Origin of the sequence: Agreia sp. Leaf335, assembly GCF_001423605.1 — a bacterium.
Taxonomy (GTDB): domain Bacteria; phylum Actinomycetota; class Actinomycetes; order Actinomycetales; family Microbacteriaceae; genus Agreia.
This window is the reverse complement of sequence record NZ_LMOQ01000001.1, coordinates 597,983-611,023: the sequence shown is the minus strand read 5'-3', so window position 1 is coordinate 611,023 and position 13,041 is coordinate 597,983. Positions and strand designations below refer to the sequence as shown.

The window sequence follows — 13,041 nt, the reverse complement described above, 5'->3', positions numbered from 1 at the left end:
TCGGGGTATGGCGCAGCTTGGTAGCGCGCGTCGTTCGGGACGACGAGGTCGCAGGTTCAAATCCTGTTACCCCGACCACGAAAAGACTCCCTCTCACACGAGAGGGAGTCTTTTTCGTTTACGGAATGTACAGATCACGAAGTAGTCACGCTCCGAGTCGACACTCGGCTTACTCCGCTAGGTTTCGAGAGTGAACACACTCGCTCGCCGCAGTCCGCGACGGAACGGCATCGTGACTCTCCTGACCGCTGTGGCCTCCGTGACCGTTCTCCTGTTCGGCGGGGTGTTCGCCTCGGCGCAGCCCGCGGCAGCCGTCGAGAAGACCGTGGGCGAGCGGCCCTTGGTCGTCTTCATCGGCAACTCGTTCACCGGCGGATCGGCGATGGATACCGGCGGCATCGCCCGCTACCCGTCATTGCTTTCGGCCAAGCTCGGCTTTCCTTATATGACCCTGACCGCGGACGGCTCAGGCTATGCCTCGGCCGGCACCGACTCTCGCACCTTCCTCTCCCTCGCCAAGAAGGTCCCGAAGAACGCGTCCGTCGTGGTCGTGTTGGGCAGCGACGATGACGCCGACAACACGGCGGCCGAGATCCGAGCCGGTGCCGCTGAGACCTATGCCCGCATCCACGATCAAGCCCCGGCGGCGGTGATTCTCGCAGTCGCCTCACCGTGGGGCGAGACGCCCACGCCGAAGGGCATCACGACGGCACGGAACGCCGTACGCGATGCGGCCCTGCAAGACGGCAACGCCTTCGTCGATACGATCACCGACAAGTGGTTGATCGCTGGCCCAGCGGGCCAGGTGGGTTCAGACGGGGTGCACCCGACAGACGTCGGTCACGCAGAGATGGCAAAGTACCTCGCGCCGGCGCTCAGCCGACTTCTGCCGACCCGCTCGGCTTAGGAAGCGCCTCCGAGCACGCCGCCGCTCTCGTCGAGATAGCAGACGCCACACAGCGACTCGTAGGTCACGTGCTCGCCGTCGATCGCGACCTGGGCGCCATCGAAGACGAACACGTCGTCGATCTTGCGCGAGTTGAAGATGGCCTTGCGCCCGCACCGGCAGATGGTCTTGAGCTCTTCGAGGCTGTGCGCGATCTCCATGAGCCGCGCACTGCCCGGAAACGCCGACGTCTGAAAGTCTGTGCGGATGCCGTAGGCCAACACCGGCACATCGTCGAGGATCGCGATACGCAGAGCGTCGTCGACCTGCTCGGGCGAGAGGAATTGCGCCTCGTCGATCAGAAGACACGAGATCGGGCCCGACCCCGTGGCGATGGACAGATCGCGGCGCTCGATGAAGTCGGCGCGGAGATGGGACGACGGCGTCACGAGAAAGTCGACCGCGCGAGTGACCCCGAGTCGAGAGACGATGCGCGTGTCGCCCTTGGTATCGACCGAGGGCTTGGCGATCAGCACGTTCTGATGGCGCTCCTCGTAGTTGTAGGCCGCCTGGAGCATCGCCGTGCTCTTGCCGCTGTTCATCGCCCCGAAGCGGAAGTAGAGTTTTGCCACGCATCCCAGGGTAGTTGCTCGCGCATCGTGCCGACCCCGCACCCGACGCGGCCGGGGACGCGCGCTGCGATGGTCAGAACAGGGTCGGCTGCCCCTCGGCGATCTCCTCTGGGATGATCGACTCCGGCGACAGCGACGGCCCCCGTTTCGTGTAGGGATCGTTCGGCCTGATGGCCGAGCTGCGAATTCCTCCGGATGCGGCATCTTCGATGCCCCGCTGCAGGCCGTGCGCACGAATGAGGGGCTGGATGCGCGCCGCCAACCACTTTCTGTAGTCTTTCGGCGCGTAGCTGTTCGCCCCGTAATACATGCGCCCGTACTGCTCGACGAGTTCGGGATGCGCGGATTGCAACCATTCGAAGAACCAGGTCTTCACCCCCGGACGCAGGTGTAGCGCCGTGTAGAGCACCGTCGTCGCTCCCGCGGCTTTGACCTGACGCAGAGCCTCGTCGAGATGCGCCTTCGTGTCGGTGAGATAGGGCAGGATCGGCATCAGGAAGACACTGCACTCGAGACCCGCGTCTCGTATGGCCGTCACCGTCGCGAGGCGAGCCTTGGTGGAGGGCGTGCCCGGTTCGATCGACTGCTGCAGTTCGTCGTCGTAGATCGCGATCGACATGGCCAGGTCGAGGGGCACCGACGAACTCGCCTCGACGAGAAGCGGCAGGTCGCGCCGGAGGAGAGTGCCCTTCGTGAGGATCGAGAACGGCGTCTGCGACCGGGCGAGGGCCGAGATGATGTCGGGCATCAGTCGGTAACGCCCCTCGGCGCGTTGATACGGGTCTGTATTCGTGCCCAGAGCCACCGGGCTGCGCTGCCACGACGGACGACGAAGCTCTTTCTCGAGCACCTCTGCGACGTTGAGCTTGACGATGAGTTGCGCGTCGAAATCAGCCCCCGCATCGAGGTCGAGATACGTGTGGGTCGGCCGTGCGAAACAGTAGACACACGCGTGGCTGCAGCCTCGGTAGGGGTTGATTGTCCAGCCATGGGGAATGGCCTTGCTCTCGCCGGGAATCTTGTTGAGAGCCGACTTGGCGAGGATCTCGTGGAACGTGACCCCTGCGAATTCGGGGGTTTGCACCGAGCGCACGAGGTTGTTGAGTTTCGCCAGCCCGGGCAACGCCGACGGTTCGGTCGCTGCTATCGCCTGACTACTCCACCGCATTCCGACAGTCGAACATACATTCGAATTCGCGTCAAGCTCAGGCGTCAGCGCTTACGACGCGGATCGCTTCTGCATGTCGGCCGGAGTGTACGAGGCGAGAGGGTTGCGCCCCAGTTTCTGCCGAAGAGCCGCGATCGCGAGATGACGCATGTGAGTGGCTTTCGACGCCTTCACCACTCTGGCCGTGAGGGCGTACGCGTCGATGTAGGCCATCCGCGGCGCCCAGACAGGCTGTCTGCGCCTGCTCGACGACACCGAGCGGGTGAGGTGCAGGAACGCCTGAACCGAACCGATCGCCGATGCGAGGTCGACACCCACCGAGATCGATGGCAGCGAGACGTCACCGGTCTCGTCTTCTTGCAGCGTGATGAGGCTGCGCAGATCGGTGTACGGCGGAATGTAAGGGAGGCACCGACTCAGATCGACACTCCGCTCGCTGATCTGATCGAGGTCCTCGGTGGCGGACAAGCCCATGAACCGCTCGAAGGTCCAGGCGCTCCGGGGCGCGAACGACATGACCTGGGCGGCGAATCCCACGTTCATGACCAAAACGTCGGGGATTCCCTGAAGCCGAGCCTGTCGAGCGATCATGGTGCCGATCTCGGGCCGGGTGAGTTCGGACTCGTCGAAGACCAGGTGAGCTCCGCGCATGAACTCCTGCGTGTTGTCGCGGGTCACACCCTCTCGCCAGACATCCACGGTCGCCCCCGGATTGATGTCGAGCACCGTCTCACGGAAGATGTCGACCTTGGCCCGCCCGATGCTGGAAGTCTTGGCTCCCTCCACGCGGTTCACGTTCTCGCTCTCAAACACCTCGGGATCGGCGACGCTGAACGATCCGACCCCCATGCGCGCGAGCTTCACCCCGAGCTGAAAACCATCTCCGCCGACGCCTCCGATGGCGACCCGGCTGGCGATCAAGGCGCCCTGCTCGGCCTCGCTCCAGAAACCGTAGTTTCGAGAGAACTCGGGCGAAGAGATCGTCTTCATGCGTCGACCCTCTCCGGCTCCGAGGAGCGCCGCGGCGCTCGTCCGAAATATGCCAGCCCCGGATCCGCAGCCTGGAACGCGGCGATGAAGGAATCGTTGCGGGCGTCGACGCACACCGTCGACTCGGGGATGTCGATCTCGATGGGCACGTTGTAGTCGAGATAATGCGCGACGTAGCGTACGTCGCCTATGCGCTCCAGCGCGATGATTCCGCGCAGGTGCCGTTCGAGCCAGGGCTCGATGATGGCGAAGGTCCTGCCGAGTCCGTGCGGCGGAATGTAGGCCAGCATCAGTGCGAACAGCTGCCACTGGACGAGATCCTGCAAGGCGGCCTTCTCGTGCCGCGCGATCACGCGCGATACCTCGACGGCGTTGCCGCTGAGGGGGATGGCGGCGAACGCGTCGGGGCAGAATTCTTCGACCGGCAATGGACGATCGCCCCTCACGATGAGTCGCGACACCCCGACGATGCGCACGCCGGCATCCGCCTGCTCGAAGACGGCGAATGTCACCGAACGCGCATCGTCCTGATCTCTATCGGTGCCGTCCTCGTCGAGCTCGTCGGCGGCCAGCTGCGCCGTCTGATCGACGTAGACGCGGCGGCGGAGCTGGAAGTGAGCGGCGTACTCGGCCTCGAGGCCCGGCACGGCCCGACCGTCGACAGCAAGAATGCCGGCGCTCAGACGCGACTCGGGATTCGACTCGAACACCCTCGACGTCGGCACGACCGGAATGACCTCGTGGTTCGAGACGGTGCGGTCAATGCGCGACATGGTCACCCGCGACCAGAGAAAACCAACGCAATACACTCAGTGCCACAACACGCTCCCACATACAGCACGACGACGTCGTACATCACCTCGGGCTCTCCCCGGGGCCGCTCCCGTGGGGTGCAGAACGCTCTGGCTGATCTGAGCATATGAGCACTCCTCGTTACGCGCAAACTGCGTAGAATGTCATGTGAATCGAGGGAAGCAGGACCAACGTGGCCGGCAAGGGGTTTTGGGCATCGGGTGCCGTTGATCCGGATCGACAGTCTGCAACGCGGCAGGCGATACTCGCCGCAGCGATGTCGCATATCGAGACGACCGGCCTCACGGTGGGCATAGACGATGCAGTGCTCGACGCCCTCCTTCTCGAGGCGGGCGCCACCCGCTCAGAGCTCGACGACATCTGGCCGACGTATCACCAGATGCTCGACGACGTGTTCCTCACCGTGGCAGAGAAGGCCCGAGATGACCGCGCCGACACAGAGACGCTGTTGTCGACCTGGCAGTATTTGAGTTCTCGAACCGACGATCTGCTCTCTTCGAACGGCCGGCGACAGGTTCTGGTCGACGTCATCCGCACCGCGGCCGAATACAACTTCGGTGCGGTGACGGCAACGGGCGCCTGGCGCACCTACGCCGGGCTGTCGGCGACCATCCTGTCTTTCCCCGAGGCCGAGAGCCGCCAGCGCACCCTCGATGCTCTGCGAGCGAGCGAGATGTCGTTCGTCGAGACGATGGAGATGTTCTATCGCAATGTGCTGCCCACGGTGGGCTACCGCCTGAAGCCCCATTTCGGTGGCGACTGGCAGCCGTTCGTCGTCGCCGCCGCGTCGGTCATCGAGGGTCTCGGTCTCATCCGCGCGTCGGTTCCCTCCCTGGTCGAACGCCCGCTCGAGATCCCCTTCAACGACGTGGTCGAACCGTGGTCGTTGGCTTCGCTGGCGTTCATGGGTGTGGTCGACGCCTTCGTCGAACCCGACCCCGACTACGAACCTCACGAGGCCATCGCTCGCCTGAGCGGCGGCGTCGATGTGACCCCGTCCTCCGCCGAAGACCCGCAGGCCTACTGACCGCTCAGTCCGACAGGTAGCCGTCTTCGGCGGCACGCCTCAAGAGGTCGTCTCGCGTCGCGACGACGCGCCCCTGCGTCTCGTACATGGCCCTGATCTGCTTCAGTGCCCCGCGAACACGTTCGAAACGAACCCCCTCGATGAGCGCGATGTCGACGGTGCTCTGCCCGGTGGCGTAGAGGCGGAGCACACGGCGCTGCCATTCGTCGAGGGCGGTCGGCAGAGACGGCGGCGGTGCCGATGGACAATCCTTGCCGGCTTCCTCGTCGCCGAGCACCCGCCGCGCTGCGTCGAGCAGAGCCTCGGCTGGCCGGGACTTGGGTACGAAGGCGTCCGCCCCGGCCTCCAACGTGTCGGCCTCGGCCTCCGGCCCGCCCTCGGTGCTCATGACGACGACCCGCGCACCGGCATCCGAGCAGATGCGGATGCGCTGACTCAATGTCGTCGTCGACTCCATGACCCGCGCCATGAGCACGACGTCCGGAGGAAAGGACTCGTGAGCGATGAGGGCTTCCCAGGATCCCGAGACCGCGACCACGGTGAAGTCGGGCGCATTGCTCTCGATCCACTGGGCCAGCCCATCGACGATGAGAATATGGTCATCGAGCAGGGCGATCGTGCGCGCGGACGCCGCGTCCGTCATGACACCACCGCCGCTGTTCCGAACTTGCGGATTCGGTCCATCGTCTGCCGGAACGACTGCGGGCGCCCGAAGTAGTACCCCTGAGCGCTCCTCACACCGAGCTCGACCATCACGTCGACCATGTCGGGGCTCTCGATACCTTCGACGATCATCGTGTAGTCGAGGTTGTCACCGAAGCTCTGCAGCGCCTTGATCACCTCGCGCTGCCTCACGTCACCGAGGTCGTCGATCAGGCTCTTGTCGATCTTCAGGATGTCCATCGGGAATCGCACCAGAGCGCCGACCGACGAGTCATCGGAACCGTAGTCGTCGAGAGCGATGATCACCCCGGCGTCCTGCATGATCTCTGCTTCTCGTCGCAGATCGTCGGTCACCGAGCGCAGCGACCTCTCGTTGAGTTCGATGCACATCGAGACGTTCGGATGCGATCGGGCCACTTCGCGGATGAACGGCCCCAGGTGATCCTCGCTGATCTGGCCCAGCTCGAGGTTGACCGTCATGCACGCGATGCTCGGTTCGACCGAATAGAACTTCTCTGCGGCGTCCATGGCCTTGACGACGATCTGTCTCGTCAATTCGTCCATCAGTCCGAGGCTCTTGGCTCGCGCGACGAGAGACGAGGGCGAGATGGGGCCGAGTTCGGGGTCGATGTAACGGACGAGCGCCTCGAACGCCCAGATGCGGCCCTGATCGATGCTCACGATGGGCTGGAATGCAAGCGTGAGCCGGTCTTCGGTAATGGCCCGCGCGACGATGTCGTTCGTGCGTGTCGACCGGTGGGAGGCGATGCTGACGCTGCTGCCCTCTGCCGGCCCGCCCTGGCGCCGGGATCTCTTGACCTGCAGCATGCTGCGGTCGGCGTCGACCACCAGCAGCTGGGCGTCGATCTCCCGATGACCCGAGAAGGCGAGCCCCGCGCTCACGACCGGCCGGAACTCCTGCCCGTCGAGGGTCAGGGGCTTGCCGATCTCTTTGATGATGGCATCGGCGAGCTCCTTGCTCTGCGCCACGGTCTGCAGCTCCGTGAGAATGACGACGAATTCGTCACCGCCGATGCGCGACACGAAGTCGCGCACACCCACTGACCCGCGCAGCCGGGCGGCGACGACCTTCAGGAGCTCGTCGCCCGTGTGGTGCCCTCGAGAGTCGTTGAGCTTCTTGAAGTTGTCGAGGTCGATGAACAGAACCGCGATGCCGGAGTGATACGACCGGTTCTCGTTGGCATCGACCAGTGCCGACTGGAACGCGCCGTAGTTCGGCAGGCCCGTCAGCGGGTCGCTGTTCGCGAGACGCTCGAGCTTGTCGACGTCGTTCTGGATGCGCACGGTCTCGCTGGCCATATGGGCGAGCGCGGTCAGGGCCTGCTGCTCCTCGCCGCCCAGCGGCAGGGCACCGAGACGTCGCGACGCAACGATGTATTCGTCGAGGCCCGACTCGAGGCGCACCCGCGAGCCGATCTCGCCCGCTGCCGGCGGATCTTTGCGCACGACGGTGTCGCTGGCCTGCAGCACCATCTTCGCCCGCAGCTCGAGCGCCTTGCGCAAGCCCACCTCCGTGGCCCACGGAAGATCGACAGCCGCCGTGACGACACCGGTGAGCAATTGGTGAACGCGCCGGAAGCGGGATCGTTGGGCGACCATGAAGAAGAACGTGGCCACGAGCAGGAGCACGAACGGGGTCAGTCGCGCATCGGGGTCACCCTCGAGCCAAGGGATCAACTGGGCGTCGAGAGCAGTCATTCCGGTCGAGACGACCGCGATGAGGAGCACGACCCCGATCACCCTCATGGGGCTCAGCGCCGAGATCCCGAAAGTCTGGTTCAAGCTCCACCTGCCGTGGCCCCTGATGAACTCGAGGAACAGGGCGAAGACGAAGTAGGCCGCACTCGCCAGGGTGTATGCCACGAGCGTCCAGACCCCGAGCCGCGTCAGCTCGTTGTGCACCACGACGAAGGCGAGCCCCGTGACCGCGCTGACCCCGGCGACGTAGAGAGCGACGGAGACGCTGCGCAGCACGATCAGCTGCGATACGAGAACGCCCACCACCCAGATGGCGACCGTCAGAAGGTACTCGGACTGCGGCCGAGGAACAGAGAGCAGTGCGACAGCCACGCCGAGCATGGGAAGGCCGCTGATTCGTCCCGAGGGGATCCTCAAGTGCGCGCACATCATGCAGCCCAAAACGGTCACCAGTTCGACCGTCCATGAACGTGGAGCGCTGAAGGCTGCGCCGACGAATGCATAGACGACTGTCACGACCGCGAGGGCCACGAACGGCGCGACGAAGACACGGTCGAACGTGGACAGCTTGAAGCGATTGACCATCAACCCAGGTCTCCTCGGTCGGGGCGCCCTACCCCTCAGGAAGCGAGGTGCAGTGCCTGCGCGGTGCTCTTAAGCACCTTTCGGGCCGTCGCCGGCGAGTCGGTCAATCGGGTACCGAACGAGGGGATCATCGAGCGGATCTGAGGAACCCAGCGCATGTAGTCGTCGGGAAAACAGCGCTCGAGGACGTCGAGCATGATGGGAACGGCTGTGGATGCTCCGGGAGACGCCCCGAGCAGGCCCGCTATCGACCCGTCGGCCGACGCGATGACCTCTGTGCCGAACTGAAGCACTCCCCCGCGCTTCGCGTCTTTCTTCATGACCTGCACCCGCTGGCCCGCCGTGATGAGGTACCAGTCCTTGGGGTTGGCCGTGGGCATGAACTCTTGAAGGGCCGCGAACTTCTTCTTCTTGCCGGCGACCAGCTCGCCGACGAGGTACTTCATGAGGTCGATGTTGTCGCGGGCCACCGCGAGCATCGGGCCGAGGTTGTGCGCGCGGATGGATCCGGGCAGGTCGAGCCACGAGCCCTTTTTCAGGAACTTGGGGCTGAACCCTGCGTAAGGGCCGAAGAGCAGCGATGCCTCTCCGTCGACGACGCGTGTGTCGAGGTGCGGCACGCTCATCGGCGGTGCTCCTACGGCGGCCTTGCCGTAGACCTTCGCTCGGTGCTCCGCCACGACGGCCGGGTTGTCGGTTCGGTAGAACTGCCCGCTGATCGGGAACCCGCCGAAACCGCGGATCTCGGGGATGCCCGACTTCTGGAGCAGATGCAGCGCCCCACCGCCCGCACCGACGAAGACGAAGCGAGCGTTGACCGTCGTCGGGGTCGATCCGACGAGTTCTTTGACAGAGACATTCCAGGTGCCGTCTTTCTGACGGCGGAGGTTCGACACCGAGTGCTCGGTCTTGAGGCTTGCACCGCGGCTGGTGAGGAAGTCGAAGAGATGACGCGACAGCGCTCCGAAGTCGACATCCGTTCCCGCGGTGATGCGGGTGGCCGCCACCGCCTCGTCTTTCTTTCGACCCCTCATGAGGGTCGGAGCCCACTCGTAGATGATCGCGGGGTCTTCGGAGTACTCGATGCCCTCGAACAGCGGCTCGTCGCGCAGCACCTCGTAGCGCTTGCGCAGATACTCGACGTTCTTCTCGCCGCGCACGAACGTCATGTGCGGCGCGGAATTGATGAAGGTCGACGGGTCGGGGATGTCGCCGTTCTCGACGAGGAACGACCAGAACTGCCGGCTCACCTGGAACTGCTCGTTGATGGCGATCGCCTTCGACGCTTCGACGGTGCCGTCGGGCTGCTCGGGCATGTAGTTGAGCTCACACAGAGCTGCGTGACCGGTTCCCGCGTTGTTCCAGGGGTTGGAGCTCTCGCCGGCCACATCCCCCAGCCGCTCGAAGATCCTGATCGTCCAGTCGGGCTGGAGAATCGAAAGGAAGGTGCCGAGGGTGGCGCTCATGATGCCGCCACCGATCAGAACGACGTCTACGGGTTTGCCTGCTGCGCTCACATCTCCCATGATACGGCCGCCTGATCCTCTGGGGAGTCGAAGCGGAAGGTCACGACCAGGGCACCGTCGACAGTGCGGGCGTCTGCCTCGTCGAAGACGAGGCGCACCATGCGCAGAAAGGGAGTCAATGCGGTCGGGGCCGATGCGCCCGCGGGGCGGATGAATTCGATCCGGCCCCAGGCATCCGGCCCCCGTCGCTCGAGCGTCAGCGTCTGCCCTGCCGAGGCGCCGTATTGATCGCCTATCGCGCCGATGAGGGCCCGCAGGGCCGAGATCTGGCGCTCGTCGAGATGTGTGGCCACCCCGTCGTCGTCGCTGTAGCGATCGACCACGTCGGTGAGCGTTCCGCGGGAGATGCGATCGACGATGGCCCGGCGCAACTCGGAGGCGAGTTCGGTGGCCCTGACTGCATCCCCCGGCTGGAGGGTCTTCGATTCGGCCAGTCTCGTGAGGAAAGGCAGCACGTCACGACGCAGCGCGCCGAGCTCCCCCATCGCGTCTGTCTCGGCGAGTCGCAGAACCACCCCGCTCTCGTGCCGCACGCGCTCCACCCGCGCCTCGTCTCGCGCCTTCTCGAGACTCGCGACGAGACTGCGCGCATATGCCGCGGCGCCGAGACCGATGGCGATACTCGGGGTGGCGGCGACCAGCGCGAGGATGCTCAGGGTCGTCGTCGTCGCAGAGCTCAGGTTCTGCAGGAAGGCCAGCGCGAACGTCAGCGCGACAGCCTGCACCGTGAACCAGACGATCTCCTTCGAGCGTCGATAGGGGCCGGCGAGAAGCAACGCCAGGCCCAGGCAGACCGCTCCCCAGTCGTCTCGGATGAAGGTGTTGGAGCCCAACTGGCTGAGGGAATCAAGCACGCTCGCCAGCATCACCCCGCCCAGGAATATCTGGAATCTCGCGCGTGAGACGGCAGGTCCGAACGGGTCTGCTACGCGGACGAGGTACACGTATGACGCAGCGAGCACGAGTTGGGCGAGGACACCCACGACCGGCAGAGAGATCTGCTCTCGTCCCGTCGTGGTGAGAGACAGCGCAACCGACAGAGCCACGCTGACCGCGCCCATGGCGATGACGAACATGCGCGCCGTCACGCGTGAGACCGGATCGAGCTCGGCAGCCGTCGGCCTGGTCGACGACGTCATGCGACGCCCTTCGGCACGGAGAGAAGCACCGAGGTGCCGGCCCCCGGTGTCGACCAGACCATGGCGGATCCGCCGACCCCGAGCATCCGGTCATGCACAGAGAGCCTCAGGCCGAGCCTGTCGGCGGGCGTCGCGGCCGCGCTGAAACCGCGGCCGCCGTCGGCGACGGTCGCGGTGACATCGTCGCCGGAGCTGACGATGGCCAGCTCTGCCAGCGACACCCCCGCGTGCACGACCACGTTGACGAGACACTGCTCGATGGCGGCTACGATCGCCTCCTCGGCCGCGGGATCGAGCGTGTCGAGTTCGTCGACGTCACCCGACACGATCACGCGAAGGCCCCGTGCCCCGACCCTGGAGAGCGCGCCTGCCAGCGCGCTCTCGCTCGTCGTTTCGATCAGCCCGGGAACAGAAGCACTCCCCGGGGCGCGGAGAAGCTCGTCGCTGCGAGAGAGAAGATCGAGATCTCGGCGGATCACCGCGAGGTGGCTGTCGGGAATCGGACCCTGCGGGAGCATGGCGATGGCATGCAGATCTCCCAGGACCGTGTCATGCAGGAGGCTCGACGCGTGTCCCAGGAGGCGGGCCTCCTCGTTGATGCTCTGCTGCTCCCGCGCGGCTCGATCGAGGGCGGGCGCCTCTTGCACCGCGTTCCGACGGGCCAACCACAGAACGATCAAGAGGGCGCTCACGGCGATGAGCGAGCCGAGCGCGGTGAAGTCGACGACGATCTCGCGGTGGCCGATCGCCGTGCCGAGAATAGAGGCGCTCGATGTGGCGGCGTACGACAGCCCGCACACGGCGAGGCAGGATGCGAGCGAGCGACGGCCCACGCCGGACACCGTGGCAGCAACCACGGGGAGGCTGAGCACCACACTGTCGGACTTCTGGCTCATGGCGAGAAGGGAATCGACACTCAAGGAGTACGCGAACCCGGCACAGCACACGACCAGAAGGGCGACAACGGTCTCGAGCGCACCGTGGCGTCGCTGAAGGACATACGCGCCTCCGCCCAAGACGGCGAGCGACAGAACCGGCACGATCGCACGAGCGATTCCCACCTCGCCCTCGTCGACAGGAGCACGGATGGACAGTACGCAGACGATCGCGGATACGGCGGCGAGCAGGATTGACGACAACCAGACGCTCGCATGGCTGAGGGCGCGGCTGGTGAAGACGCCCTCGGCGTCCGTACCGAGCGACAGGGCGGTCAGGACACGAGCCCGTCTTCCGCCGCTCGACGGATGAGATCCTGCTTGGATCGGGTCGGGCGTCCGGTCGCCGCGTAGTGGTCGCGGATGCGCGCCAGGTTGTTCTTGACGACCTCGAACGGTATGCCCAGTTGCAGCCCGATATCGACCGGGGTCAGCCCGTCGGCGTAGAGACGGAGGGTCTCGAGCTCGACGTCGACGAAGGCTGCTTCACCCTGCGTCTCCGACCAGGCCGTGCGTACCGCGTCGACGACCGAATCTGCGGGCGAGGACTTCGATACGAATGCCGACGCGCCCGCCGCGAGCGAGCGCTCACGGATCTCATCGGAGTCGATCGCGCTGACCACCACCACGAGGGCACCGGCCGCGAGGCAAGTTCTCACCCGCGTCTCGATGGAGATCGGCTCTTGCAACTGCAGATCCATCACCACGACGTCAGGAGCGAACGCGGGGTGCCGGATCATCTCGAACCAGCCCGTGACGCTGATGACGACATCGAGATCGGACGCGTTGCTGCGCATGTACATGGTGAGACCGTCGAGGAGAAGCTCGTGGTCATCGACAATTCCGACTTTGCATGATCGCACCGTCGATTGCACTTCCACGTTCTCCCCCTGAGTAGGCTTTTGCGCGCAAGCAGACTCCCCCCAGAGGCGCACGGTCACCTCACACTACTCGCTCG

12 protein-coding genes and 1 tRNA gene are annotated in these 13,041 nt (G+C 65.2%); 3 read left to right on the top strand and 10 right to left on the bottom strand.

The features are described from left to right. Position 1: 1 nt before the first annotated feature. Positions 2-78, top strand: a tRNA-Pro gene (locus tag ASF79_RS02980). A gap of 112 nt (positions 79-190) precedes the next feature. After that, complete coding sequence (locus ASF79_RS02975) at positions 191-907, top strand: SGNH/GDSL hydrolase family protein (RefSeq protein ID WP_055851750.1); 717 nt, start codon at positions 191-193, stop codon at positions 905-907. On the opposite strand, the gene ASF79_RS02970 is transcribed toward ASF79_RS02975, so the two are convergent. From ASF79_RS02970 to ASF79_RS02955, 4 genes are all read right to left on the bottom strand, one after another. Continuing rightward, a complete protein-coding gene (locus tag ASF79_RS02970) occupies positions 904-1,518 on the bottom strand; it encodes a thymidine kinase (RefSeq protein WP_055775712.1) in 615 nt (204 codons plus the stop codon). The genes ASF79_RS02975 and ASF79_RS02970 overlap by 4 nt on opposite strands. A gap of 73 nt (positions 1,519-1,591) precedes the next feature. Further along, entirely contained in the window at positions 1,592-2,686 is a 1,095-nt protein-coding gene (locus ASF79_RS02965) for an Rv2578c family radical SAM protein (RefSeq protein WP_055851748.1), read from the bottom strand. A 51-nt stretch (positions 2,687-2,737) separates the two neighbouring features. Further along, positions 2,738-3,676 (bottom strand): ThiF family adenylyltransferase, encoded by a 939-nt coding sequence (locus ASF79_RS02960; protein ID WP_055851745.1) that lies wholly within the window; start codon positions 3,674-3,676, stop codon positions 2,738-2,740. After that, a complete protein-coding gene (locus ASF79_RS02955) occupies positions 3,673-4,449 on the bottom strand; it encodes a hypothetical protein (protein WP_055775721.1) in 777 nt (258 codons plus the stop codon). The genes ASF79_RS02960 and ASF79_RS02955 overlap by 4 nt, the downstream gene beginning before the upstream one ends. 296 nt (positions 4,450-4,745) lie before the next feature. Here ASF79_RS02955 and ASF79_RS02950 point away from each other — a divergent pair, with 296 nt between their 5' ends. Continuing rightward, entirely contained in the window at positions 4,746-5,516 is a 771-nt protein-coding gene (locus ASF79_RS02950) for a hypothetical protein (protein WP_055851742.1), read from the top strand. A gap of 4 nt (positions 5,517-5,520) precedes the next feature. Here ASF79_RS02950 and ASF79_RS02945 read toward each other — a convergent pair whose 3' ends face one another. From ASF79_RS02945 to ASF79_RS02920, 6 genes are all read right to left on the bottom strand, one after another. Further along, positions 5,521-6,159 carry a response regulator gene (locus ASF79_RS02945; protein ID WP_055851740.1) on the bottom strand — a complete coding sequence of 213 codons (639 nt, stop codon included), beginning with the start codon at positions 6,157-6,159 and terminating at the stop codon, positions 5,521-5,523. Further along, the gene (locus ASF79_RS02940) at positions 6,156-8,483 is read right to left on the bottom strand and encodes a putative bifunctional diguanylate cyclase/phosphodiesterase (RefSeq protein WP_055851737.1); all 2,328 of its coding nucleotides are present in this window, start codon (positions 8,481-8,483) and stop codon (positions 6,156-6,158) included. The genes ASF79_RS02945 and ASF79_RS02940 overlap by 4 nt, the downstream gene beginning before the upstream one ends. Positions 8,484-8,518: 35 nt before the next feature. Next, on the bottom strand, positions 8,519-10,009 hold the full coding sequence (locus tag ASF79_RS02935; protein WP_055851736.1) for a malate:quinone oxidoreductase: 1,491 nt from the start codon (positions 10,007-10,009) through the stop codon (positions 8,519-8,521). After that, positions 9,997-11,148, bottom strand: coding sequence for a hypothetical protein (locus ASF79_RS02930; protein WP_055851733.1), 1,152 nt, complete (start codon positions 11,146-11,148; stop codon positions 9,997-9,999). Before ASF79_RS02930 ends, ASF79_RS02935 begins: the two co-directional genes overlap by 13 nt. Further along, the gene (locus tag ASF79_RS02925) at positions 11,145-12,287 is read right to left on the bottom strand and encodes a sensor histidine kinase (protein ID WP_156366137.1); all 1,143 of its coding nucleotides are present in this window, start codon (positions 12,285-12,287) and stop codon (positions 11,145-11,147) included. Before ASF79_RS02925 ends, ASF79_RS02930 begins: the two co-directional genes overlap by 4 nt. A gap of 71 nt (positions 12,288-12,358) precedes the next feature. Continuing rightward, on the bottom strand, positions 12,359-12,946 hold the full coding sequence (locus tag ASF79_RS02920) for a response regulator transcription factor (protein ID WP_268751125.1): 588 nt from the start codon (positions 12,944-12,946) through the stop codon (positions 12,359-12,361). Positions 12,947-13,041 lie beyond the last annotated feature (95 nt).

Bases quoted from the DNA above. Each gene is read 5' to 3' on its own strand.
- ASF79_RS02965 (WP_055851748.1), bottom strand. From the start codon at position 2,686: ATGCGGTGGAGTAGTCAGGCGATAGCAGCGACCGAACCGTCGGCGTTG.
- ASF79_RS02960 (WP_055851745.1), bottom strand. From the start codon at position 3,676: ATGAAGACGATCTCTTCGCCCGAGTTCTCTCGAAACTACGGTTTCTGG.
- ASF79_RS02955 (WP_055775721.1), bottom strand. From the start codon at position 4,449: ATGTCGCGCATTGACCGCACCGTCTCGAACCACGAGGTCATTCCGGTC.
- ASF79_RS02950 (WP_055851742.1), top strand. From the start codon at position 4,746: ATGTCGCATATCGAGACGACCGGCCTCACGGTGGGCATAGACGATGCA.
- ASF79_RS02945 (WP_055851740.1), bottom strand. From the start codon at position 6,159: ATGACGGACGCGGCGTCCGCGCGCACGATCGCCCTGCTCGATGACCAT.
- ASF79_RS02940 (WP_055851737.1), bottom strand. From the start codon at position 8,483: ATGGTCAATCGCTTCAAGCTGTCCACGTTCGACCGTGTCTTCGTCGCG.
- ASF79_RS02935 (WP_055851736.1), bottom strand. From the start codon at position 10,009: ATGGGAGATGTGAGCGCAGCAGGCAAACCCGTAGACGTCGTTCTGATC.
- ASF79_RS02930 (WP_055851733.1), bottom strand. From the start codon at position 11,148: ATGACGTCGTCGACCAGGCCGACGGCTGCCGAGCTCGATCCGGTCTCA.